Origin of the sequence: Corynebacterium sp. ACRPF (genome assembly GCF_022347395.1) — a bacterium.
GTDB lineage: Bacteria > Actinomycetota > Actinomycetes > Mycobacteriales > Mycobacteriaceae > Corynebacterium > Corynebacterium tuberculostearicum_D.
The window spans coordinates 52,790-75,768 of record NZ_JAKRNB010000013.1 but is presented as its reverse complement, the minus strand read 5'-3'; the positions used below and the strand labels follow the sequence as shown (position 1 = coordinate 75,768).

Genomic DNA, 22,979 nt, shown 5'->3' with positions numbered 1-22,979 from the left:
GGAGGTATGAGTTATACCGCAGATTTCCTAGATTTCATTGCTGCTTCTCCTTCTTCGTACCACGCTGCCGATGAGGTATCCCGCCAGCTGCGTGAGGCGGGATTTGAGGTGCAGGATGAGGGAACGCAGTGGTCCGCTGCGCCTGGCGGCCACGTCATGGTGCGCGGCGGCGCGGTAGCGGCGTGGTACGTGCCAGAGGGCGCGGATAAGAATTCTGGTTTCCGCATCGTGGGGTCGCATACGGACTCGCCGGGCTTGGTTCTTAAGCCCACGCCGGACTTTTCCGCAGCCGGCTGGCAGCAGGTGGCAGTGGAGATCTATGGCGGTGCGCTGCTGCATACCTGGTTTGACCGGGAGCTGACCGTTGCCGGGCAGATCATTAGCAAGGATGGCTCGCGCCACTTGGTCAATACTGGCCCGGTACTGCGCCTTCCGTCCCTGGCAATTCACCTCTACCGTAAGGACGAGTTTAAGCCGGATCGCCAGCACAACATGCAGCCGGTTTTGAGTGTGGGTGACCCGGAGGCGTCCATTTTGCAGGTAGTGGGGGAGAAGGTGGGCGTCGCCAAGCAGGATATTGCTTCCTTTAACCTGATTACGGCCGATGCTGCTCGCGGCGAAGTCTTTGGCGCCGGCGAGCAGTTCATCGCGGCCGGACGCATGGATAACCTGTCTTCCGTGCATGCCTCGTTGGAGGCGATGAAGAAGGCCGCCGAGAGTTATCGCGGAAACGATATCTTGGTCATGATGGCCTTTGACCATGAAGAGGTAGGATCCAGCTCGCGCTACGGTGCGGGCGGTCCCATCCTGGCGGATGTACTTACCCGCACGGCTCGGGCGCTGGGGGCCAACGAGGAGGAACGCTTTCAGATGTTCTCCCGCTCGAGCTGTGTCTCGGCCGATGCGGCGCATTCAGTGCACCCTAATTACGTGGGCAAGCACGATCCCACGCACCACCCGATCATCGGCAAGGGCCCGGTGACCAAGATCAACGGCAACCAGCGCTATGCCTCCGATGCCACCACGGTGGCGTTGTGGGAAGCAGCGTGCGAGAAGGCAGGCGTGCCGGTGCAGCGGTTTGTGGGCAATAATGATGTGCCCTGCGGCTCGACCATTGGTCCCATTACAGCGACGCGTTTGGGCATCGATACCGTGGATGTAGGCGTGCCCATGCTGTCTATGCACTCGGCGCGTGAAATGGTGGGCGAGCGGGACCAAGTATGGCTCGCGCAGGCACTTGAGGCATACTTGGTGGGATAGTAACCGCAACCTCGAGGAGTCTTGAGACATGGCTTATTCCGGCCCCTTTGCCTATGGCGACCGCGTGCAGCTTACCGACGCCAAGCGGCGCCACTACACGGTCATTCTGGAAGAAGGAGGCCAGTTCCACTCCCACAAGGGCATCATTAACCATGATGACATCGTGGGTATGGACGAGGGCTCGGTTATTGAGTCCACCCTTGGCTCCTCCTTCCTCCTTTTCCGTCACCTGATGGTGGATCACGTGCTGTCGATGCCGCGCGGTGCAGCGGTGATCTACCCCAAGGATGCGGCGCAGATTTTGGTAGAGGGCGATATCTTCATGGGTGCGCGCGTGCTCGAGGCCGGCGCCGGTTCGGGTGCGCTGTCCATGTCCCTGCTACGCGCCGTGGGCCCAGAGGGGCATGTGTATTCCTATGAGGTGCGCGATGACCACCTCGAGTATGCGGTAGATAACGTCAAGGAATACTTTGGCGAGCAACCCGAGTGGTGGTCGCCGCGCCTCGGCGATTTAGGAGATGTCACCGCCGAGGACGTGGGCGGTCCAGTTGACCGCGTAATCCTCGATATGCTCGAGCCCTGGGAGCACCTGGAGACCGTGCGCGATCTTCTGATCCCTGGCGGAGTGTTCATGACCTACGTGGCAACGGTGCCGCAATTGATGAAGGTCATGGAAGGAATTCGCGAGCTCAAGTGCTTTACCGAGCCTAAGGCCTGGGAATCACTGGTGCGCGAATGGAAGGTCGAAGGCCTGGCTACCCGCCCGGAGCACCGCATGAATGCGCATACCGCCTTCCTTATCTGGACCCGCCGCTTGGCCGATGGCGTCACTCCGCCGCGCCCGCAGCGCCGCGCCCGCAAGTAAAACTGGAAATAGGCTCATCTCAGCGCCCAGAATTTAAAACGCAAGTGCCCTCTTTCGCCGGCTGAGCCGCGTTAGAGTAGTGGGCATGGATGAAGCCACGGACTATAAGCGGCAGATCAGCCAGCTTGCTGCCCGCAATCAGAAGTTGGCGGGCTTATTAAAAGAATCGCGTGGGAAGCTCGAACAGCTTTTTGCGGAGCTTAACGCGCTGGCTGAGCCGGCATCGACCTACGGCGTTTTCTTAGGCTATTCGCCTACCCACAGCGAGGTGGGAACCACCGCGGAGGTCTACACCAACGGCCGCGTGATGCAGCTTAAGGTTTCTCCCAATGTGGAACCAGGCAGCCTAGTGGCCGGCCAGCAGGTTCGCTTGGGCGATGGCTTCGTAGTGGTAGAAGGCTGCGCACCCGGGCGCACGGGCGAGCTCGCCACCGTGGTAGAGCGCTTAGGGCATCAACGCCTCATCGTGGCAAATTCCTCCGGCGAAGAAAAAGTGGTGCTGCTATCGCAGGAACTGCGCGAGGAAACCCGCGTGGCAGCAGGCGAAATCGTGCTCGTTGATCCCAAGGCTGCCATCGCGCTGGAAAAGGTGGAAAAGACGGAGGTCTCCCAGCTCTCCCTTGAGGAGGTCCCCGATGTGCGCTACGAGGACATCGGCGGATTAGACGAGCAGATTTCCCAGATCCGCGATTCCGTAGAACTGCCGTTTATCCATCCGGACCTCTATCACCACTACGAGCTACAGCCGCCTAAGGGCGTCCTCCTCTATGGCCCGCCTGGGTGCGGTAAGACGCTCATCGCCAAGGCCGTGGCCCATTCCTTGGCGCAGCAACTGGGCAGTGATGGGCCGAGTTACTTCCTCAATGTCAAGGGCCCAGAGTTGCTCAATAAGTATGTAGGTGAGACGGAACGCCGCATCCGCCTCATCTTTGAGCGCGCCCGTGAACTAGCCCAGCTGAGTTCCGACCGTCCGGTGGTCATCTTCTTTGATGAGATGGAATCCATCTTCCGCACCCGTGGCTCAGGCGTGTCTTCGGATATGGAAACCACGGTAGTGCCGCAGCTGCTCACTGAACTCGACGGAGTAGAAAGCCTATCCAATGTGATAGTCATCGGTGCCACCAACCGCGAGGAGCTCATCGATCCCGCCATCATGCGCCCCGGCCGGCTGGATATCAAGATCCGAGTCAACCGGCCGAATAAAGAGGGCGCCCGCGAGATCTTTGCACGCCACTTTGCAGAATCCGTGCCGCACCAGGGCACGCTAGAGGAGCTCATCGCCGCCGCGGTGGACGAGCTCTATGCCGATCGCCCCTTTGTGCAGCTGCACTTTTCCAGCGGCGAGCGCGAGGTATTGCACTACCGGGACTTTGTCTCCGGCGCGATGATTGCCAATATCCTCTCCCGCGCCAAGAAGCTGGCTATTAAGGACGAACTGCAGCAGCGTGCGGGCAGTGAGCAGGGGATAGGCGAGCGTGAAGGGGGCATCGCCAAGCAGCATTTGCTCCAGGCCATCGCGGCCGAGCGCGCCGAATCCGAGTACGTGCCCACCTCTACCAACCCAGAGGAGTGGACCAAGATCATCTCCCAAGACCATGCTGGTGCCCGCGTTGAGCGGGTGGAGCTACTGACCGCCAGGAGGAGCGCATGAGCCGCGTAGTAGGTACCGAGACCGAGTACGGCATTGCCACCCCGGAGCTGCCGGAGTATTCGCCCATCATTTCTTCCACGCACGCGGTGGTAGTTTATGCCGCTATGCACACTGGGGCGCGCTCGCGGTGGGACTTTGCCGAGGAGCACCCGCTGCGCGATTCCCGCGGTTTCGATCTCAAGCGCTACCAGACAGTTCCCGTGGTGGACCCCAACGCCATCGGGGTGGCCAATGTAGTCACGGCCAATGGCGCGCGTTTCTATGTCGACCACGCCCACCCGGAATATTCCGGCCCAGAGTGCACCAATGCCTGGGATGCCACGCTTTACGACGCCGCAGGGGACGCCACGCTCCTGCAGTCTGCCGCGGCCGTAGCCGGCCTTACTGAGCAAGGGAAGTCTGTCCTTGCCAACCATGACCCGTGCCCTGCCTTGCGTTTCTATAAGAACAACGTGGACGGCAAGGGCGCGTCTTATGGCTCGCACGAGAACTATCAGTACTCCCGTGCCACGGATTTTGACACTATGGCGCAGGCCCTTATCCCGTTTTTCGTGGCCCGCCAGGTAGTCATCGGTGCCGGGCGCATGGGGATCGGCGAGTTTGGCGAGGAGCCGGGCTTCCAGATCTCTCAGCGCGCTGACTATATTGAGCAGGAAATCTCGCTGGAAACTACCCTCAATCGCGGCATCATCAATACCCGCGACGAGCCGCATGCGGTGCACGCGGACTATGGGCGCCTCCACGTCATCATCGGAGACGCGAATATGTCGCAGACCTCGACGCTGCTCAAACTGGGCATGACCTCGCTGGTGCTCGATGCGATTGAGCAGGGCGTGGACTTTAGCGATCTCCGCTTGCAGGATGCCGTGGCGGAGGTCCCGCGCGTCAGCCGCGATCTCAGCCTTCAGCATCGCCTCGAGCTTGCCGACGCCCGCCAGCTCACCGCCCTAGAAATCCTCGCCGAATACCGAAACCGCGTCATCCCACGCACCGACGCAGACCATAAGGTTCTCGCGGCCTGGGACGAGGCAGTCGCGCTTCTTGCGGAAGATCCGATGCAGGCCGCGCACCTGTTGGATTGGGTGGCGAAGTATCGCCTGATCAAGGGCTACCTTGACCGCGGTATCGATCCGGCAGACCCAAAGCTGCGGCTCATTGACCTGCAGTATGCGGAGATTGATCCTGCCAAATCGCTCCATCACGCGCTGGTGCGTAAAGGTCAGATGCGGCAGCTCTTTAGCGCTGCAGAGATTGAAGACGCCGCCACCATTCCGCCAGAGGACACTCGGGCGTATTTCCGCGGCCGAGTGACGCAGAAATTCGGCGAGGACATCATTGCCGCGAGCTGGCAAAGCCTCACGGTGCGGGTAGGCGAGGCAACCGCGGCGCCCTGGGCCACGGTTCCGATGGATGAGACCACCGGCCTGACCCTCGCCCAGTGCAAGGAGATCATCGACGCCGCACGTACGGTGGAGGAACTCCTCCAGGGACTCACTGACAGCGGGATTCAGCCCGAGTACCGTAATTAATAACCAAGCATTTAGGCAGAAGCCAAAGAAAGGACTTCCTTCCTATGTCTACTCACCAGTCCCAGGTCACTGGCGGCAATGGCGGCGATGACTCCACCGGAGATGAGGAATTTAGCTCTACGCAGCTAAGCATCAATACCACCGGCACCGATGAATTGCTCGATGAGATCGATGGGCTGCTAGAAAACAACGCCGAGGAATTCGTGCGCTCTTATGTTCAAAAGGGCGGGCAGTAAGGGTGAGTGACCAGCACCCTGTCTTCACCCGTCGCATCATGGGCATCGAGACGGAATATGGCTTAACCACCAGCGCGGGCCCAAGAGAACGCGCCCTGAGCCCCGATGAAGTGACGCGCGTGCTTTTCCGGCCCATCGTCCAGGAACATTCTTCCTCTAATATCTTTTCCACCAACGCGAGCCGCCTGTACCTCGATGTCGGCTCTCACCCCGAGGTAGCCACCGCTGAGTGCGATAGCTTGAGCCAGCTTTTGGCCTATGAATGCGCTGGCGATGCCATAGTCAACCGGCTGGGCGAACAAGCTGAACAGGCCTTTGCCGCCGAGGGTCACCCGCGCGCTGTGTACCTGTTTAAGAACAACGTGGACTCGGCCGGCAATTCTTTTGGCTGCCACGAAAACTACCTCATTAGCCGCCTCATGGTGCTCAAGGACTTGGGGCTGGCGCTCTTGCCGTTCCTTATTACCCGCCAGCTCATCTGCGGCGCCGGCATGGTGCAGCCCGCAAAGGGCGATAAGCCCGCCCAATTCCTGCTCTCGCAGCGCGCGGACCAGGTGTGGGAGGGCGTATCTTCTGCCACCACCCGCTCGCGCCCCATCATCAATACCCGGGATGAACCACACGGCGATTCCAAACGCTTCCGCCGCATGCACGTCATCGTGGGCGATTCCACTATGGCCGAACCAACCATGGCGCTAAAGGTTGGCTCCACGCTGCTCATCTTGGAAATGCTGGAGGCAGGATTTGAGTTGCCGGAGTTCGACATCGAAAAACCCATTCACCATATCCGCGCCATCGCGCGCGATATGACGGGTTTGACCGAACTACCACTCGCAGGAGGGGGATCCGTCACCGCGCTCGAGGTCCAACAGCAACTGTGCCAGCGCGCAACCCAATGGTTGGAAGAACGCGAAGACGCCGGAACTCCCACGGCAGAAATGCGGCGCGTGGTGGATCTCTGGCAGCGCACGCTGCACGCCATTGAGACTCAAGACTTCTCCGGAGTGGACCGAGAAATCGACTGGGTCATTAAATTGGGACTGCTCGAGCGCTACCGCGCACGGCTAGGCGGTCACTGGGGACACCCCAAGCTCGCCCAGATTGATATGACCTATCACGATATCCGTCCGAGCCGCGGGCTCTACCATGTCTTGCTGCGCAAGGGCCTTATCGAACGCTGGATCACAGACTCCGAAATCGAACGAGCCATGGACACAGCGCCTGCCACCACCCGTGCTGCGCTGCGCGGCCAGTTCCTTGCCGCTGCGCGTAGCCTCGGGGCCAACGTCACCGTTGACTGGACGCGCCTCAAGGTCAACCGCCCAGAGCCGCGCACCGAGGAGCTCCTAGACCCCTTCGTGGCCGACGATGATCGGGTCGAGGCGTTGCTAGACTATATGCGTCTACACCACAGCTAGAAGCACACGAGCCGCACCAGGGAGACAACACAACACGTGGCAACGCACAACCCCGCGCCGAAACGGCATGATGAGGCGGTAGAAAGACTCACCAACCTCTCTTTCGCGCTACAAGGCGCCGCAAACTCCGGCGGTAGCCCGGACCGCACCGCCTCCTGGATTCGCCGCCATGTAGCAGGATACGGCGATAAATCAGATGAAGCCTTCGCCAAATCACTGGCACGAGATATCGCAACCCTCCAGCGCGCCGGGGTGCCCATTGTGCATTCCGGTAGCGAAGATGGTGCGCGTTATCGCCTTGACTCGAGCAGTTATCAGCTTCCTCCGGTGGAGTTTTCCCCTGAGGAGGCCATGGTTCTAGGTATTGCAGGAGGCGTGGGTACCACCGGCGGCTTAAGCGATTTTTCCCTGTCGGGTTGGACAAAGATTGCTGCTAGCGGCGCCTCCCGCAACCTCGCAGGCGCACCGGTATACACGGCGGTCAATGACATCACGCGACTTGCCCCAGAAATCATCACCGCGGTGCTCGCTGCGGTGCGCAATCAGCTCCGCATTACGTTTTCCTACCGTGCTAATCCGGCTACTGAGCCGGTACGCCGTGTCATGGACCCGTGGGGAGTGGTCAACCGGGACAGTCGTATCTACCTCGTTGGATTCGATGTGGACCGCAACGAACCGCGCGTCTTTCGCGCCCTCCGCGTCTCTGACATCAAACGCTCGCACGATCCCGCGGAGCACCCCAATCCAACTGAAGATTTGCAGGTATTGGTAGAGCGTGCACTGCAACGCGGGGAAAAGATCGATGCCCGCCTGGTCATCCCAGAGGGGCAGGCGCGAGAGCTTTTAGATGCCGGCGAGGTACAACCCGATGGCACGGTATTGCTGCAGAAGGTAGATAAGGACTGGCTTGTGCGGACTGCGGCCGGCTACGCCCCAGAGGTACAGGTGCTCGAACCAGTCGGGGTACGCCAAGAGGTCATCTCCCTTTTACGCAGGGTGTCGCAATCGCAGGAGGAAGGCTAGACATGGCTGATGGATCACTAAAGCTTCAGGCGCTCGTGCGCTCTTTGAATCTGATTCCATACTTCAAAAATCACCCAGACAAGACGCCCATGGAAGCGGCCAAAGATTTGGGTATGGATCCTGGCGAATTGAAAGAAGCCCTCGATCGGCTCTTTTGTTCCGGTACTGGGCGCAATACCGAGGATCTCATTGATCTCACCTTCAGTTATCGCGATGGGGTAACCATTCACAACGATCAGGGCTTGAGCCAAGCGCTGCGCCTTACCCCGACGGAAGCCGGTGCTTTGCTCCTTACCCTGGAGTCCTTGCAGGCGATGCCCGGGCTAATCGACGCCCACGCTGTCGAATCCGCCGCCGCTAAGCTACGCGGCATCATGGACGAAAAGACAGTCGCCATCTATGAGTCGCTGTCTACTCCCGCCCCAGAAGAGACGGATATCCAGGCACTTTTGACCCAAGCGGTCAACGAAAGAAAGCGGGTACGGCTGCGTTACTGGAGCGCTTCCTCAAATGCTGAATCCGAGAGGGTGGTGGACCCAGCCCGCATTTTCATCGTCGATTCTGAGCCCTACGTGGCCGCTTGGGAGGAAACAAAGCAAGCGCATCGCACCTTCCGCATCGACCGCATTAGTAAGGCTCGCATCGTGGAGGAAAAATCCCAACCGCACTTAAAAGACCTCGACTTTGATGCCTCTTCACCCTTTAATTTGGGCGATGGGGACACCGTGCAACTAGCAATTAACCAAGAATTCACGTGGCTGGCTGAGTATTACGACATGCGCCTAGGTGAAGACTTAGGAAATGGGGAAGTAGCTGCAACGATGCCAATGGGATCAGTGGATTGGCTTATTCGCTTTGCCCTTGGTCAAGCTGATAGGTTGCGGGTAGTGGCTCCTCAATCCGTAGTAAATCTCATTGCGGAGCGAGGAAACACCGCGTTGAGCGGCTATACTCAATAGCCAGTTACTTGCCCGTTCACTGCGCCCGCCCGCCGGCACATAAGTTGGCGGTGATGCTTCCTGGCATGCTGGTGCACTAGTCGAAAGAGGTTTCTCCATGAGCCTAGGACCTATGGAAATCGGCCTGATCGTTCTTGCCATCGTCTTGCTATTCGGTGCAAAGAAGTTGCCGGAATTGGCACGCTCTATTGGCCGTTCCGCGCGCATCTTCAAGTCTGAGGTCAATGAGATGCATTCCGAGGATGCCCAGCGTTCTCAGTCTCAGGCGCAGCTGAACCAGAAGCAGCAGTCCGATGAGGAATTCTGGAACCGACCAGACATGCAGCCGGGCCAGCAGAACAACACCAATACTCAGCAGTAAACGCCCCTAACCTGTCGTCGCGCGAACACCCCTGCAGCGCGCGGATATGCACCCGCAATCCGTGCAGTAGGGAAGTGTTCGCTTCTTTGCGTTGAAAGAGCCACACTGATGTCGTCACAGTCACAGCCTCTGTCTCCCCAGAAGGCAAGCAAGAGCGTGAAGGGTAAGCTGCGCTTTTCGCGCAAGCAGAAGAACCCCACCGGGGAGATGACCTTGGTGGAGCACCTGCAGGAGCTGCGCCGCCGCATCATTATTTCCGTGCTAGCGGTTGTCGTCGGGGCCATCATTGGGTTCATTTGGTACCAGCGAGCACCATTCGGGCTGTCTCCGTTGGGTGAAATTCTACGAGAGCCGTATTGTGCGCTGCCCCCCGATAAGCGAGCATCCTTCAGTGCGGACGGCGAGTGCCGACTATTGGCCACCAGCCCGTTTGAAATGCTCCTGTTGCGCCTAAAAGTAGGTGCCTTGGCCGGCACCGTATTGTCTTCTCCGGTGTGGCTGTATCAGGTCTGGGCCTTCGTTGTGCCAGGTCTCCATAAGAACGAGCGCCGCTACACGTTGAGCTTTGTCAGCGCCGCGGTGGGCCTATTCGTTGCCGGTGCCGTGCTGGCCTATTTCATCTTGTCCGTGGGTTTGGAATTCCTCATGGGTATCGGCGCCGAGTACCAAACAGCGGCCCTGACCGGTGAGCGATATTTCTACTTTCTCCTGGCCCTGCTGCTCATCTTTGGCATCAGCTTTGAAATCCCACTGCTTATCGTGTCCCTGAACCTTATTGGCGTGCTCGAGTATGAACACGTCAAAGACAAGCGTCGCATCATCATTGTCGTCGTGATGATTTTCGCCGCCTTCGTCACCCCAGGCCAGGATCCTTTCTCGATGGTGGTACTGGCTGGTTCACTCATCTTGCTCATCGAGATCGCATTCCAGTTCTGCCGCCTCCACGATAAGCGCATGCAGCGCGAACGCCCCGAGTGGATGGATCTCGATGATGAGACTGCTTCGCCGCTTGGCGCTGCACCACAAGCCGTTGGAGGGCCAACTCCTGTCGAGGCGCCGAGCAGAGTAAGCCCTTCACCGGGACCCTCTCAGCCCGTTTCACATCCAGTACAACAGGCACAGCAGCAGCCGCAGCAGACGTGGACCACCGGTGGCAAGAACGCTCCGTCGACAAGCGGCGGCTTTTTCGACGATGTCCTTTAGGCACGGGTAGCCTGGGGAGTCATGACTGAAACTCATCTGGATTCTTTTACCGCAGCCCTGCCATACCCGTTGGATGAGTTCCAGGTAAAGGGCTGCCAGGCCGTGGAAAACGGTCACGGCGTACTGGTCTGCGCGCCGACTGGCGCCGGCAAAACCATCGTGGGTGAATTTGCGGTTTCCTTGGCACTGAGCCGGGGAACCAAGTGCTTTTATACGACGCCGATTAAAGCCTTGAGCAACCAGAAGTACCACGACTTGGTGGAAGAGCATGGCGAAGAAGCCGTAGGCCTGCTCACCGGTGACGTATCGATCAACTCTGATGCAGAGATCGTCGTCATGACCACAGAGGTGCTACGCAATATGATTTACGCAGAATCCGCGGCCCTCGATCGCCTGACCCACGTAGTCATGGATGAGATCCACTTTTTGGCTGATGCCTCCCGCGGCGCAGTGTGGGAAGAGGTCATCCTCAACCTCGCGGATCATGTCTCCATCATTGGCCTATCTGCTACCGTGTCCAATTCGGAAGAATTCGGCGATTGGCTTTCTACCGTGCGCGGCGATACCACCGTCATCGTCTCCGAACACCGCCCAGTTCCGCTCGACCAATGGATGATGCTGGGGCGCAAGATTTATCCGCTCTTCGAGCCAGAATCTGGCGGACAGGTCAACGCTGAGCTAGAGCGTAGGATCCAGCGCCTCGAAGCCGGCGATACGGACGATGGTCGCGCGGACTATAAGTCTGGCAAGGGCTTTCGTGCGCGTGCGCGTCACAAGGGTGGCGGGCGCAGCGAGTTCCACGGTAAGGGAAGGGGGCGCTCCGGCGCCGCCCGGCAGCAGGATCGCTATCGCCCCTTGGGCCGCCCAGAGGTACTGAAGGTATTGCAATCGCAGGACATGCTTCCAGCAATCACCTTCATTTTCTCCCGCGCCGGCTGCGATGGCGCTCTTTATCAGTGCCTGCGCAGCCGCATGGTGCTGACCTCCCAGGAGGAAGCACAGCAGATTAAAGACATCGTCGATGCGGGTGTGGAAGGTATCCCTGAAGAAGATCTGCAGGTCCTAGACTTTAAGCGCTGGCGCGAAGCCCTGTCGCGTGGCTTTGCCGCACACCATGCGGGCATGCTGCCCGCGTTCCGGCACATCGTGGAAGACCTATTCGTACGCGGCCTCGTCCGTGCCGTGTTCGCTACTGAAACGCTTGCTCTCGGCATCAATATGCCGGCGCGCACCGTGGTGCTAGAAAAGCTCATCAAGTTCAATGGTGAGGCGCACGTCGATCTCACCCCAGGCCAGTACACGCAGCTGACTGGCCGGGCAGGACGCCGTGGCATCGATACCTTGGGCAATGCAGTAGTGCAATGGGCCCCCGCCATGGATCCGCGTCAAGTAGCTGGCCTTGCTTCTACCCGTACGTATCCTCTCATTTCCACTTTTGCACCGGGTTACAATATGGCGATCAATTTGCTGGGAATGCTCGGCTTCGAGGAATCTCTGCGTTTGTTGGAAAAGTCCTTCGCACAGTTCCAGGCCGATGGCTCCGTCGTGGAGGAAACGCGCGAGATTGAACGCGCCGAGCATCGCGTGCGAGAACTGCGCAACCAGCTCGATGATGCCGTGGCGTCGCTTGCACCACCTGCTAAAGACGGGGAAGATCCCGCCGAGGTTCTCATGGACTATGTCCGCCTGCGCCGCGAGCTCACAGCGGAGGAAAAGCAATCAAAAATCGATAGTGCCAATCAACGAAACCAAGAGGTTATCGCGGTACTGGGGCGCCTGCAGCTGGGCGATGTTATTGCCATGCCCGGCAAGAAGCGTCCAATTCTCGCCGCGGTTGTTACTCCCGCTAACCAAACCGCGGATCCCCGCCCGTGGATTACCACTGAGTCCGGGTGGTCGGGACGTATCGATGCAGCCGGAATCAATAACCCACCGATCCAAGTCGGTAGCATCAAGATCCCCAAGCCGGTGCGCAAGAATCCGCGCCGCAATACCCGATATGTGCAAGATGTTTTGCACCGCGAACACTTCGACCGGCCCAAGCGCATGAAGTCGCACACCCGCGCCCGGCCTAATAAGCGAGTGGGGCAGTTGCGCGACGCACTGCGTGGTCATCCAGCTCACGATTGGCCGGCTACTGACCGCGAACAGCTGGCGGGCCTGGCGCAAAAGCTTGCACGGCGCGAGCGTGATCGGGACAAGCTGCAATCCAAGGTCAATAAGGCTACGGATACCTTGGGCCGCACCTTCGAGCGCATTGTGGATCTCCTCGCAGAAATGGACTACGTCGAGTTCACCGGGGCTGGCGCGGACCGCACGCCGGTCATCACCGAAGAAGGCGAACGCCTTGCCAAAATTCACAGCGAATCCGATCTGCTCGTCGCCCAATGCCTCAAGCGCGGAATTTGGGATGAACTCGATCCCGCTGAGCTTGCAGGCGTTGCCTCCCTGTGCTGTTTCGAAAACCGCAAGGCCACCAGTGGGCAACCGGAAGCCGCCACCGAACGCATGGCTGACGCTATGAATGCCACGTGGCGCGTGTACACCGAACTCACCGCGGATGAGCAGCGCCACCGGCTGCCGCCCACCCGTGAACCAGAGGCCGGATTCGCCTTGGCGGTACACCAATGGGCGGCCGGCGCACCCTTGGGCTACTGCATGGCTGCGGCAAACGAAGCCGGCGCCGAGCTCACCCCGGGTGATTTTGTCCGTTGGTGCCGCCAAGTCATCGACCTGCTGCAACAAGTGGCTAAAACGGGGTACGACGGCGAAAATCAGCGCAACGCCCGCCGGGCCATCGACGCAATTCAGCGCGGTGTCGTAGCCATTGGCGCCTAATCTCCGCGGCGCGGACGAGTAGACTCTGAGGCATGACTGATACTCAGACTTTTTCCGCTGATGTCTACGCCCAGCGTCTGCACGCCGCCCAAAAGGCGGCTGCAGACAAGGGCATCGATCTGCTCCTCATTGGCACGGGGCCAGACTTTGCCTACCTCACCGGCTCTTGGGTTTCTTCCCACGAACGCTTGACGGTCTTGGTTGTGCCGCAGCAGGGCAATGCATGGATCGCCGCGCCCAATACCGATATCACCGATATCAAGGCTGCACCAGTAGGTGAGCTGGATGTGGAGTTGCGTGGCTGGAATGACGGAGAAAATCCTTATGAGCTTGCACTGCGTGGCGCAGGCGACGGACTAGGCAAGGTAGCGCTGGGACAGTCGCTGACGGCAGACCACGTGCTGCGTTTCCAAGAGCTGCTTCCACACGCCAGCTATGAACTGGCCACTTATGCATTGGCCGAGCTCTTTACCCGCAAGGATGAGGCTGAGATTGCTGAGCTGCGCAAGGCTGGCCATGCCATCGACGCGGTCCACGCGCAGGTACCACAGCTTTTGCAGGCCGGCCGCACCGAGGCCGAGGTGGCCCACGAACTGGAAAAGCTCATCCTGCAGGAGCATTCCGTTATCGATTTCGTCATCGTCGGATCGGGCCCCAATGCCGCCAACCCGCACCATAGCTTTTCGGATCGCGTGTTGGCTGAGGGCGAGCCAGTCGTCGTCGATATCGGAGGCACTTTGCCTTCCGGCTACCACTCCGATTGCACCCGCACCTACGTAGTGGGCGGAGATATTTCCAAGGCTCCGCGGGATTTCCAGGATGCCTATGCCGTGCTTGCCGACGCCCAAGCTGCCGCCCGCGCCGCAGCCCACCCCGGCAGCACCGCCGCAGACATCGATGCCATCACCCGCCAGGCGATCTCTGCAGCAGGCTGGGGCGACTACTTTGTCCACCGCACCGGACATGGCATCGGCCTGTCCACGCACGAGGAGCCCTTCATCATGGAAGGCAACGATCTCGCCTTGGAAGAGGGCATGGCCTTTTCCATTGAGCCGGGTATTTACTTGGAAGGCAAGTGGGGTATGCGTTTGGAAGACATCGTGGTGCTTACCAACGATGGCTACGAGCCCCTGAACCAAGCTCCGCGTGACGTCCGTTAATGGCTGGCGTACTGATTCTGGGCGGCCGTAGCGATATCGGCGGAGAAATCGCTAGGAGAGTAGCCCCAGGCCAAGATATTGTGCTCGCCGCTCGAGGCACCCACGGTATGGAAGGCGTGGAAGACCAGCTCCGGGCGGCGGGTGCGCGCAGCGTCCATCTGCTTGATTTCGACGCCGCAGATTTTCCGTCCCATGCCGGTGTGGTCGATCGCGCCATAGAGCTGGCAGGCCCCCTCGAGCTTGCCGTTGTAGCCTTCGGCATCTTGGGCGATCAGCAGCGGGCGGAACGCGATGCTTCCCACGCGGTCGACATCGCCACAATCGATTATGCCGCGCAGATTTCACTGCTTACACTCGTTTCCCAGCGTATGCACCGCGGCCATATCGTCGCCTTTTCCTCGATAGCAGGCTGGAGGGCCCGCCGGGCAAACTACGTGTACGGATCTACCAAGGCCGGTCTTGATGCATTTTGTCAGGGGCTGGCGGACAAGCTGCACGGCAGCCAGGTAGGCCTTATTACCGCGCGTCCTGGCTTTGTCATCGGCAGCATGACCGAAGGAATGAAGCCGGCCCCGCTTTCTGTGCGTCCGGCAGATGTGGCCGAGGTAGTTGTCGGTTGTATTGACCGCGATGCACGGCGCGGTAAGCCGCGTTCGCGCACCGTGTGGATTCCTCGGGCTCTGCAGGGCCTCGCGTGGGTCATGCGGCTTGTACCGCGCCCAATATGGCGGCACATGCCGCGCTAGATCCTGCGTTCTTTTTACTCTGCGCGCAGCAGGGGAGAGTTGATATCGAAAATAAAACCGCGTGGGGCGAGTACTCGCAGTACCACTTCGGCATCGCCCTCGGCAATATTGTGAAAGACTAATCCGCCCCACGGGGTGACGGTGATGTCAACCTCTAACTGGCCGATGAGCTGCGCAAACTCAGCAGGGATGGCGCCGCGGTGCACGCCCGCGCCGAGGTCAACTACGCCCGCAGGCAAATGATCATCTAACCAGCCAATGGGTCCGGGTTCTGCCAAGGCGGAAGACTTGTGCTCAGCGGAATCCGCGTGCTGGAGCACCTTCTCATAGTGCTGGGCAGCAGCCTGTGGAGTCAGTGGGGCAGAGGGGGCGTCGCCAAGCGGGGAACGCTCAAGGCGCAGCCCTCCGTCCCCGTCGATGCTAAGGCTGACTGCAGCCGCGCCGGTCGGTACGTCGTCGTGGGCGATAACGGCCAGTCCGGGACCGCCTTCCGCCGCTCCTAGCTCAGCCGCGATATCCTGGGCCGTGTGCTTGGCCTCCGCCGACAAAGGCGAAGCCAGTACCGGCATCGCCGTGGCGCGCAATCGCAACTCCTGGAGCTGCTGATTGAGTGCCTCCGCATCCTTAATGCCGCGCAACTCGATTGCGGAGAACCGGCCGATGTAGACATACCCATCCGCAACAGCACTGGCGCACTGCGCCAAAGTGACCCAATCCTGGGCGTGGGTGCTGCCGCCGGCAACGTGGATGCGGATGCACGTGCCGTACTGGGGGTCTTCAAAAAGCGCAGGAGTAAACATGCGCACTAGTTTAACCTGCCGCGGCTGCAGCTTCGCGCATGAGTGTTGCCAGCACTTTATCAGTCTGCCTCGTTAGACTTAGGCCATGCCGTTTATGTATTTTGCTCTCTACATGGTCGCAGAGACCCTGACCTTCTGGGCCGTCTCTCAATGGATCGGTGTTGGCTGGGCGCTTATCGCACTCTTTGTCACCATGTTCTTCGGAATGTCCATCGCTGGCATTGAAGTGCGCCGCTTGATGGGAAAGCAGGTCGAACGCACAGGGGACGGTACGTACGTCGTGCGCGGCGACAATGTGGGCAAGACCGCCAGCAATGTGGGCCTTACCTTGGTAGGCGGCATGTTGCTTTCTTTGCCGGGCTTCTTGACGACGATCCTCGGAGCCCTCTTGATCTTCTCGCCGACCCGCGCCATTTTCCGCACGATGATGGCGGCCTCCTTGTACCGCAAGATCGAAAACATGGGCGTTAAGATCTACGAGGCCACCCCAATGGCACAGCAGCACGATTCTTATGGCGACTTTGGCTCCTTTGGTCGTGGCCAAGCAACACAAAGTGGGCACCCCAGCGCGCAGGATGCTGGCCCGCATGAGGTGTTGGATGAGGAAGAGATCCGCCGTTGGAGCGAAAACCTGGATCCAGATGACTTCGGACCCTCCGGTGGCGAGTCCAAAGGTGGAAAGAGCTAGTGATGGTGACTCTTGCCCGCCTCGTTGTGGCGGGCCTTTCTGGCCTGCTCACGTATGCCGCCATCGAGCCCCGTGGCTGGTGGTGGGCTGCCGTTGTGGGCGTGGGCTTGCTGTACGTGAGCTTGCTGCCGTGGGGAACTAGGCACGTTTCCGCCCGTGTGGGCGCGCTTCTTGCAGTAACACATTCGCTCGTGCTGTATCTGCTCACACTGCCCTGGATCGGCGAGCTGGTAGGCAGCGGCCCATACATCGCTTTGGCTATATGGCTTTCGGTATACGCAATTCTACTGGGCATTGGCAGCGCGGCAGTAGCGCGGTGGAAATACGGTTTTATTGTCTTCCCGTTCTTCTACCTCGCGGTGGAGGTGTTGCGTTCTTCGGTACCTTTCGGCGGTTTTTCTTGGGTGAAATTGGCTTGGGGACAAATCGACGGACCGCTAGCCAACCTGGCTCCGTGGGGTGGAACCTCGCTCATTACCGCAGCCACGGTTCTGTGCGGCTGCGGGCTCGCCAGCCTACTGGTCCAACACGGGTGGAAGACTAAGGGTATCGCTCTCTTGGCGGCTATCCTTCCCCTCGGAAGTGCAGCGGTGGCAGGCTTTGGCATCAACCGAGACGATTCCACTGTCGGGGAAGCAAAGGTTGCCGCTATCCAGGGAAATGTACCTCGCATGGGCCTAGATTTTGCCGGGCAACGCCAAGCGGTCCTCAACAACCACGTAGCCGAAACAAAAAAGCTGGCCGCACGCGAAAAAGACATTGACCTAGTCATCTGGCCCGAAAACTCCTCTGATATTAACCCATTCCGTGACGGCAAGGCAGCCTCGGCGATCAGCGGCGCCGTCGATGCGATAGACGCACCTGTATTGGTTGGCACCGCTACGCGGGATGAGGTGGGAGCACGCAACACCATGCAGGTCTTCGCTCCCGGACATACGGTGGGAGACCATCACTACAAGAAGTACCTGCAGCCTTTCGGCGAAACTATGCCCATGCGGGATTTCTTTGCCAAATTTTCTGACTATGTGAATCTGGCCGGTGACTTCAAACCCGGCGACGGCCCAGGCGTTGTCTCCATGGCGGGAGTGCCGGTAGGCGTGGCAACGTGCTACGAGGTCTCCTTCGATAACGCCTTTAGGGAGTCGGTGAAAAATGGTGCACAACTACTGACTACTCCCACAAATAACGCCACCTTTGGCTATTCCGAAATGACCTACCAACAACTAGCCATGAGCCGATTGCGCGCCATGGAGACGGACCGAGCCGTGGTGGTGGCGGCGACTTCCGGAGTATCCGCCATTGTTCACCCAGATGGATATGTAAGCCAGTCCACGGAGATTTTCACGCCGGATGCGTTGGTAGAGCGGTTGCCCTTGCGTAGCGGCGAGACCTTTTCCGTCAGGTTTGGTTCGCCCCTGCAATGGCTCATGGTTATTATTGGAACAGTCTGCGCACTGGTAGCTTTGCGCACAAACCGCCTGCGACGCACCCCGCGCCGCTCCGGCACAGATACATACGTAGGAGCATAAACACTGTGAGCACGCTTGAATCCTCGACCTTGGTCATCATCCCGACCTATAAGGAGATCGAAAATCTTCCTCTCATTACTGGACGCGTCCGTGAGGCCGTCCCAGAGGTCCATATCCTCATCGTGGACGATAACTCTCCCGATGGAACTGGTGACAAGGCCGATGAGTTTGCAGCACAGGATGACCACATCCACGTTCTCCACCGCGAGGGCAAAGGCGGCCTGCTAGGCGCTTATATCGCCGGCTTTGAGTGGGGCTTGGAGCGCGACTACCAGGTGCTGTGTGAGATGGATGCAGACGGCTCCCATGCGCCGGAACAGCTTCACCTGTTGTTGGAAGAGGTGGACAAGGGCGCGGACCTAGTTATCGGCTCCCGTTATATCCCGGGTGGCGAGACCGTCAACTGGCCGGCTTCTCGTGAGTACCTGTCCCGCTTGGGCAATATCTACATCTCCGTAGCGCTGGGCGCTGGCCTGTCCGATATGACCGCTGGTTACCGTGCGTTCCGCCGCGAGCTGCTCGAGTCCATCGACTTTGATGAGCTATCCAAGGCCGGTTACATCTTCCAGGTTGATCTGGCCTTCCGTGCCGTAAAGGCTGGCTTCGACGTTCGGGAGGTTCCCATTACCTTCACCGAGCGCGAATATGGCGAGTCCAAGCTGGATGGTTCCTTCGTGAAGGATTCCTTGCTCGAGGTAACCAAGTGGGGCGTTGCTCATCGCGCTGAGCAGCTGCAGGATTTTGGCGGCGCCGTATCCAAGTTGGTCAACCGTGAAGTCAAGGACGGCTCCATTCATGACCTAAACGTTCAGGCCCGCAAGGGTGCCGGCTGGGTTTCTGACTTCGCCAGCGAGATTGGCCATCTGGCAAAGCACCAGATTGCGCAGCTCAAGAAGTAGGCGCCACCGCAACGCATAAGGCCCGTACCGTCCCTTAGTAAGACTAGGGAGGTACGGGCCTTTTTGCTGCCGCAGAACTTTAAGAGTTCTTTTGCTGCTGCTCCTGCTGTTCCTTCAAGAGGCGAGCTGCGGAACGGCGGCGGGAGCGCAGGTGGTTAATGCGCTCTTCAAGCAGCTCATCGAGCTCCTCGATGGAGCGGCGCTCACGCAGCATATCCCAGTGGGTGCGTGGTGGCTTAGCGGGCTTAGACTCAACGCCTTCACCTTCTACCAGGTGGCCCAGCTTGCCGTTCTTGCACATCCATTCTTCAGGGATTTCAGCATCATCCGCGAAAGGCACCTCATAAATCTCGCCGTCTTCGGTGCGGTACTTCACCATCTGGCGCGGTGCGAGGTCGTGGTCGCGGTCGGTTTCGTAGCTGACTGCGCCCATACGGCTGCCACGGAGTACGCGATCTGCCATGCAACATCATCCTTTTCAAAGAGATCCCTGATTGAGTGCGAAGCAAAACTTCGCCTAAGAGCTACTAATTATAACGAACCCCCACGCGTCTTTGTTCCCAGCCCGCCCAAAATGGACTAAAGTGTATCGGGTGATCCGTACAGCTAGTCGTGAACGCAACGTCGGTTCCTGCCAATGGTGTGGGAAGGACATTGACCAAGGCGGTAGGGGACGGCCACGGAAGTTTTGCAGCGCCTCCTGTAAGCAGCGTGCTTATGAGCAAAGAAATAACGTCAGTGGCACGGGGATTCCCGCCAATGCCGTGATCCTCACTCCAGAAAAGGCAGAGAGTTTGCGCGACGGACTTTTTGAACTACGTTGTTCCGCAGAAGATATCAATACCGCCGCGGAGGAAGGCGCTAGTGCGCAGGAGCTTGCCGGTTTGTGCGAAGAGCTTGTTGCCCTGGCGCGACGCCTAGAAGGACTTCGATAGAAGATGAAAAAGCTTTTTTATAATCGCAAGCTCGTCATCACCATCTTTGTGGTGCTGATTGTGTTGCTCACCGCCGTGGCCATTGGCCCGATGGTGTATTCGCTCCTCAAGGGCGCCGGAGTAAAGACCGAACCCGTTTCCGCCGACGGCGCAAAGGCCGCATCAACGGAGCTCGATGGCACCTGGGAGGTAGCCAAGGGCCGTGCTAATAACCATACCTCGGTTGGTTTTACCTTTAATGAGGTTCTACCTGCGGAAAAGACCACCACATCGGGTTCAACCACGGAGGTAACCGGCCAGGCGGATATTTCTGATTCCACTCTGAAAACCGCCACGGTCACTGTTGATATGGACGAGCTGACCACGGATAAGAAGGTCCGCGATCAGAACATGAAGTCCAAGCTCTTTGAGACCCAGCTGTTCCCAGTGGCATCCTTTGAGCTCACCGAGCCAGCCTCGCTTGCCGACGTCCCGGATGACGGCACCATTGGCACAGTCAAGCTCACCGGAGATCTGACTATCAAGGATGAAACGCACGAGATTTCCCAAGACTTCGACGTTCTTCGCGATGGCGATCAGATCGTCATTGGCGGCACCGTGCCAGTCGATCGACTTGATTATGGCGTGGAGACCCCAGAGATGCTCGCCGCGAAGGTCGAGGAAAACGGCGAGGTAAATCTCCGCATTTCCTTCGAGAAGAACTAGCGAAGGCCAAGCCTGTGAATTCCCGTCAGATTATCCCGTTCATGTGGCTGCGACTCATCGTCGTCATCGGCTTTACCATTTTCGTGGCCGTTCAACAGATGTGGGTCATTGTGGCCATCTCGGTTCTTTTGGCACTGTTGACTATCTGGCAGCTGTGGAGCGCTTACCGGAACCGATAATTAGTCCTTCACGGTGTTGGGGGAACTTCCTCAAATAACGTCAGTGTGACGTTATATAGTGGTGTACTTGGTCCCGCCAGTAGGGCGTATTTTCGCCCCATATTAGGTTTTCGGTCGCCGAGCGAAACACCGCCGCCAAAGGTTGGCACCGGAATGAAGAAGTCCCGAAAGATTGATGGGCCCGGCCGCCGCAAATCCGGGCTCCAATAAGCTACAGCCGGAATCGATACCTGCGCCTGAGCCTGACGGCTGGCGGATGGCGCGACAGAGACCGCGGGGCGTCGCCAAGCAAAGCGTCGTAGTGCTGCGTGGAGGGTTAAGGGAGCTGAACCGAAAACCAATAGATGGGCCGGGAAGATGTGTTAGCACTCGGGCGCTTATGGAGACGACGCACGATAGCCTCCGGATATCTGTAATTGTCCGATAATGTACATTATGTCATTGTAACTTGGGGTGGCATTCCCCCTTTTAGTTCCTGACTCCATACATTGATACCTGCACCTCGCATCTGCCGTTTGCTCCTGCCAACACGCGCCCGAATGGAGCTTCCCAGATGTGCCATTCCTTCACGACAATTGAGCTCTCGTCATTTCTCATACCGCGGGCGACTTCTTTTTCGGCTTGGTCTCTCGTAGCACATGCGGCCTTAAGCTCTGGATCGAATTCTGCGCTCGACGGATCCGATCCCTGCGCGTGTCCACCGCTAAAAACCAGGTAAACCACTTCCGGATGGTGTTCTGCATCCAGTGAACCTTTCCACCCACGCAGGCGTGCTTCTTCAGTCCAACAGGTTATCCCCGAGCGGTCTACGCATTGCCCCATGGCTTTTTCTTGGGCGCGCGTCAGTGCAACGCCTGCAAAGGACTCATCATATGAATCGTCGTTCCGCGCAAATAATACGAAGATCCGCGCGGTTCCTTTTCTTCTGCTTCTTCGTATCCATGTCCACATCTTCTCACCCGGCTATCGGTTAGTTTTCAACCAAAATGCACACTAGCGCATATAACGGCCAAGCCGGTCTCTATCAGGGGCGATTCCAAGCCGGCGAACGGACATGATCTCCACAGGGTGCGTAAAATCGACATCATGACGATTCAGCACGTAGTAGATAAGCCTTCCCGCGCAGCTCTCTTCCTAGTCCTTGAAATCAAGGACGGCGGCGAGCAAGCCACCCGCGATATGCTCACGGGGTTTGCCGGACTGTTTAAGTCCGTCAACTTTCGCTATAACGAAGGCGAACTTTATACCGTAGTCGGCATTGGTGCCTCCATGTGGCCACGTTTGACCAGCGCACCGATGCCGGAACGCCTGAAGGAATTTGAGGCAATCGATGCCGCACATAAGGCCCCGGCCACGCCAGGCGATATTCTTCTCCACTTCCGTGCGAATACCTATGACCTGTGCCACGAGATGGCCCGCCAGGTACTGGATCAGCTGGGCGATGCCGCCAGGGTTATCGATGAGACCCACGGCTTTAAGTACCTTGACCAGCGCGACTTGCTGGGTTTTGTGGACGGCACCGCCAATCCCCTCGCCGAGGAGGCTTTGGATACCGTGCTGCTTGGCGACGACGCCGACTACCCCCGTGGCTCCTACGTCACCGTTCAAAAATATATCCACGACCTGGCCAAGTGGAACGAGCTGAGCACCGAGGAGCAAGAAAAGGTCATCGGCCGCACCAAGGCCGACGATATCGAGTTGGATGACGATACCAAGCCCACTAATTCTCACGTAGCCCTCAATGACCTTGAGGAAGATATTTACCGCGAGAACATGGTCTTCGGCTCTTTCGCCGCGGGTGAGATGGGTACTTACTTCATCGGCTATGCCAAGGACCCAGAAAACGTCATGGAACGCCTGCGCAATATGTTCATTGGCAAGCCGGAGGGAAACTACGACCGCATCTTGGACTTCTCCACTGCGCTTACGGGCACCAATTTCTTTGTGCCCAGCGCGGATCTGATGAAGAACTTCGACGAGCTGCCGCCGGCCTAA

The 22,979-nt window shown here is 58.7% G+C and carries 22 protein-coding genes; 20 read left to right on the top strand and 2 right to left on the bottom strand.

Going from position 1 to position 22,979, the window contains the following annotated elements:
• The first annotated feature begins 6 nt into the window (after positions 1-6).
• From MHX61_RS07740 to MHX61_RS07680, 13 genes are all read left to right on the top strand, one after another.
• Positions 7-1,260: a M18 family aminopeptidase gene (locus tag MHX61_RS07740; RefSeq protein WP_239193932.1), complete on the top strand. Its 1,254-nt coding sequence runs from the start codon at positions 7-9 to the stop codon at positions 1,258-1,260.
• A gap of 28 nt (positions 1,261-1,288) precedes the next feature.
• A complete protein-coding gene (locus tag MHX61_RS07735) occupies positions 1,289-2,125 on the top strand; it encodes a tRNA (adenine-N1)-methyltransferase (protein ID WP_239193930.1) in 837 nt (278 codons plus the stop codon).
• A gap of 85 nt (positions 2,126-2,210) precedes the next feature.
• Positions 2,211-3,776: a proteasome ATPase gene (gene arc, locus MHX61_RS07730; RefSeq protein ID WP_239193928.1), complete on the top strand. Its 1,566-nt coding sequence runs from the start codon at positions 2,211-2,213 to the stop codon at positions 3,774-3,776.
• Positions 3,773-5,305, top strand: a complete 1,533-nt coding sequence (dop, locus tag MHX61_RS07725) for a depupylase/deamidase Dop (RefSeq protein ID WP_239193926.1) — start codon at positions 3,773-3,775, stop codon at positions 5,303-5,305. The genes arc and dop overlap by 4 nt, the downstream gene beginning before the upstream one ends.
• 44 nt (positions 5,306-5,349) lie before the next feature.
• A complete protein-coding gene (locus tag MHX61_RS07720) occupies positions 5,350-5,541 on the top strand; it encodes a ubiquitin-like protein Pup (protein WP_239193925.1) in 192 nt (63 codons plus the stop codon).
• 38 nt (positions 5,542-5,579) lie between these two features.
• The gene (gene pafA, locus MHX61_RS07715) at positions 5,580-6,959 is read left to right on the top strand and encodes a Pup--protein ligase (protein ID WP_239193957.1); all 1,380 of its coding nucleotides are present in this window, start codon (positions 5,580-5,582) and stop codon (positions 6,957-6,959) included.
• A 36-nt stretch (positions 6,960-6,995) separates the two neighbouring features.
• Entirely contained in the window at positions 6,996-7,982 is a 987-nt protein-coding gene (locus MHX61_RS07710; protein ID WP_239193924.1) for a YafY family protein, read from the top strand.
• A gap of 2 nt (positions 7,983-7,984) precedes the next feature.
• Positions 7,985-8,941: a YafY family protein gene (locus MHX61_RS07705; protein WP_239193923.1), complete on the top strand. Its 957-nt coding sequence runs from the start codon at positions 7,985-7,987 to the stop codon at positions 8,939-8,941.
• Positions 8,942-9,038: 97 nt separating this feature from the next.
• Positions 9,039-9,302, top strand: coding sequence for a Sec-independent protein translocase subunit TatA (tatA, locus tag MHX61_RS07700; protein WP_005324774.1), 264 nt, complete (start codon positions 9,039-9,041; stop codon positions 9,300-9,302).
• 108 nt (positions 9,303-9,410) lie between these two features.
• Positions 9,411-10,505 carry a twin-arginine translocase subunit TatC gene (gene tatC / locus MHX61_RS07695; RefSeq protein WP_005324772.1) on the top strand — a complete coding sequence of 365 codons (1,095 nt, stop codon included), beginning with the start codon at positions 9,411-9,413 and terminating at the stop codon, positions 10,503-10,505.
• A gap of 21 nt (positions 10,506-10,526) precedes the next feature.
• Positions 10,527-13,343, top strand: coding sequence for an RNA helicase (locus tag MHX61_RS07690; RefSeq protein WP_239193922.1), 2,817 nt, complete (start codon positions 10,527-10,529; stop codon positions 13,341-13,343).
• Positions 13,344-13,375: 32 nt separating this feature from the next.
• Entirely contained in the window at positions 13,376-14,503 is a 1,128-nt protein-coding gene (locus tag MHX61_RS07685; protein ID WP_239193921.1) for a Xaa-Pro peptidase family protein, read from the top strand.
• Entirely contained in the window at positions 14,503-15,249 is a 747-nt protein-coding gene (locus tag MHX61_RS07680; protein ID WP_239193920.1) for an SDR family oxidoreductase, read from the top strand. Before MHX61_RS07685 ends, MHX61_RS07680 begins: the two co-directional genes overlap by 1 nt.
• A gap of 14 nt (positions 15,250-15,263) precedes the next feature.
• Here MHX61_RS07680 and MHX61_RS07675 read toward each other — a convergent pair whose 3' ends face one another.
• Entirely contained in the window at positions 15,264-16,049 is a 786-nt protein-coding gene (locus MHX61_RS07675; protein ID WP_239193919.1) for a precorrin-3B synthase, read from the bottom strand.
• An 85-nt stretch (positions 16,050-16,134) separates the two neighbouring features.
• Here MHX61_RS07675 and MHX61_RS07670 point away from each other — a divergent pair, with 85 nt between their 5' ends.
• From MHX61_RS07670 to MHX61_RS07660, 3 genes are read left to right on the top strand one after another with little or no spacing between them, the layout of a single operon-like run.
• Complete coding sequence (locus MHX61_RS07670) at positions 16,135-16,737, top strand: FxsA family protein (RefSeq protein ID WP_204609088.1); 603 nt, start codon at positions 16,135-16,137, stop codon at positions 16,735-16,737.
• A gap of 2 nt (positions 16,738-16,739) precedes the next feature.
• A complete protein-coding gene (gene lnt / locus MHX61_RS07665; protein ID WP_255717637.1) occupies positions 16,740-18,266 on the top strand; it encodes an apolipoprotein N-acyltransferase in 1,527 nt (508 codons plus the stop codon).
• Positions 18,267-18,271: 5 nt separating this feature from the next.
• On the top strand, positions 18,272-19,165 hold the full coding sequence (locus MHX61_RS07660; RefSeq protein WP_239193917.1) for a polyprenol monophosphomannose synthase: 894 nt from the start codon (positions 18,272-18,274) through the stop codon (positions 19,163-19,165).
• A gap of 79 nt (positions 19,166-19,244) precedes the next feature.
• Here the strand turns inward: MHX61_RS07660 and MHX61_RS07655 are convergent, their stop codons facing one another.
• A complete protein-coding gene (locus MHX61_RS07655) occupies positions 19,245-19,628 on the bottom strand; it encodes an RNA polymerase-binding protein RbpA (protein WP_023021567.1) in 384 nt (127 codons plus the stop codon).
• Between the two features lie 130 nt (positions 19,629-19,758).
• Here MHX61_RS07655 and MHX61_RS07650 point away from each other — a divergent pair, with 130 nt between their 5' ends.
• The 4 genes from MHX61_RS07650 to MHX61_RS07635 all read left to right on the top strand — a co-directional run bounded on the left by MHX61_RS07650 (position 19,759) and on the right by MHX61_RS07635 (position 22,979).
• A complete protein-coding gene (locus tag MHX61_RS07650) occupies positions 19,759-20,100 on the top strand; it encodes a hypothetical protein (RefSeq protein ID WP_034655353.1) in 342 nt (113 codons plus the stop codon).
• A 3-nt stretch (positions 20,101-20,103) separates the two neighbouring features.
• Positions 20,104-20,805, top strand: coding sequence for a YceI family protein (locus MHX61_RS07645; protein ID WP_239193915.1), 702 nt, complete (start codon positions 20,104-20,106; stop codon positions 20,803-20,805).
• Between the two features lie 14 nt (positions 20,806-20,819).
• Entirely contained in the window at positions 20,820-20,984 is a 165-nt protein-coding gene (locus MHX61_RS07640) for a hypothetical protein (RefSeq protein WP_204611469.1), read from the top strand.
• Positions 20,985-22,070: 1,086 nt separating this feature from the next.
• Positions 22,071-22,979 carry a Dyp-type peroxidase gene (locus tag MHX61_RS07635; protein ID WP_239193913.1) on the top strand — a complete coding sequence of 303 codons (909 nt, stop codon included), beginning with the start codon at positions 22,071-22,073 and terminating at the stop codon, positions 22,977-22,979.

What these genes read in the sequence shown, in the direction of transcription:
- arc (WP_239193928.1), top strand. Translation starts at nt 2,211, where the DNA reads ATGGATGAAGCCACGGACTATAAGCGGCAGATCAGCCAGCTTGCTGCC.
- MHX61_RS07670 (WP_204609088.1), top strand. Translation starts at nt 16,135, where the DNA reads ATGCCGTTTATGTATTTTGCTCTCTACATGGTCGCAGAGACCCTGACC.
- MHX61_RS07705 (WP_239193923.1), top strand. Translation starts at nt 7,985, where the DNA reads ATGGCTGATGGATCACTAAAGCTTCAGGCGCTCGTGCGCTCTTTGAAT.
- MHX61_RS07645 (WP_239193915.1), top strand. Translation starts at nt 20,104, where the DNA reads ATGAAAAAGCTTTTTTATAATCGCAAGCTCGTCATCACCATCTTTGTG.
- pafA (WP_239193957.1), top strand. Translation starts at nt 5,580, where the DNA reads ATGGGCATCGAGACGGAATATGGCTTAACCACCAGCGCGGGCCCAAGA.
- MHX61_RS07735 (WP_239193930.1), top strand. Translation starts at nt 1,289, where the DNA reads ATGGCTTATTCCGGCCCCTTTGCCTATGGCGACCGCGTGCAGCTTACC.
- MHX61_RS07655 (WP_023021567.1), bottom strand. Translation starts at nt 19,628, where the DNA reads ATGGCAGATCGCGTACTCCGTGGCAGCCGTATGGGCGCAGTCAGCTAC.
- tatA (WP_005324774.1), top strand. Translation starts at nt 9,039, where the DNA reads ATGAGCCTAGGACCTATGGAAATCGGCCTGATCGTTCTTGCCATCGTC.
- MHX61_RS07685 (WP_239193921.1), top strand. Translation starts at nt 13,376, where the DNA reads ATGACTGATACTCAGACTTTTTCCGCTGATGTCTACGCCCAGCGTCTG.
- dop (WP_239193926.1), top strand. Translation starts at nt 3,773, where the DNA reads ATGAGCCGCGTAGTAGGTACCGAGACCGAGTACGGCATTGCCACCCCG.
- MHX61_RS07720 (WP_239193925.1), top strand. Translation starts at nt 5,350, where the DNA reads ATGTCTACTCACCAGTCCCAGGTCACTGGCGGCAATGGCGGCGATGAC.
- MHX61_RS07675 (WP_239193919.1), bottom strand. Translation starts at nt 16,049, where the DNA reads ATGTTTACTCCTGCGCTTTTTGAAGACCCCCAGTACGGCACGTGCATC.
- MHX61_RS07635 (WP_239193913.1), top strand. Translation starts at nt 22,071, where the DNA reads ATGACGATTCAGCACGTAGTAGATAAGCCTTCCCGCGCAGCTCTCTTC.
- tatC (WP_005324772.1), top strand. Translation starts at nt 9,411, where the DNA reads ATGTCGTCACAGTCACAGCCTCTGTCTCCCCAGAAGGCAAGCAAGAGC.
- lnt (WP_255717637.1), top strand. Translation starts at nt 16,740, where the DNA reads ATGGTGACTCTTGCCCGCCTCGTTGTGGCGGGCCTTTCTGGCCTGCTC.
- MHX61_RS07690 (WP_239193922.1), top strand. Translation starts at nt 10,527, where the DNA reads ATGACTGAAACTCATCTGGATTCTTTTACCGCAGCCCTGCCATACCCG.
- MHX61_RS07680 (WP_239193920.1), top strand. Translation starts at nt 14,503, where the DNA reads ATGGCTGGCGTACTGATTCTGGGCGGCCGTAGCGATATCGGCGGAGAA.
- MHX61_RS07740 (WP_239193932.1), top strand. Translation starts at nt 7, where the DNA reads ATGAGTTATACCGCAGATTTCCTAGATTTCATTGCTGCTTCTCCTTCT.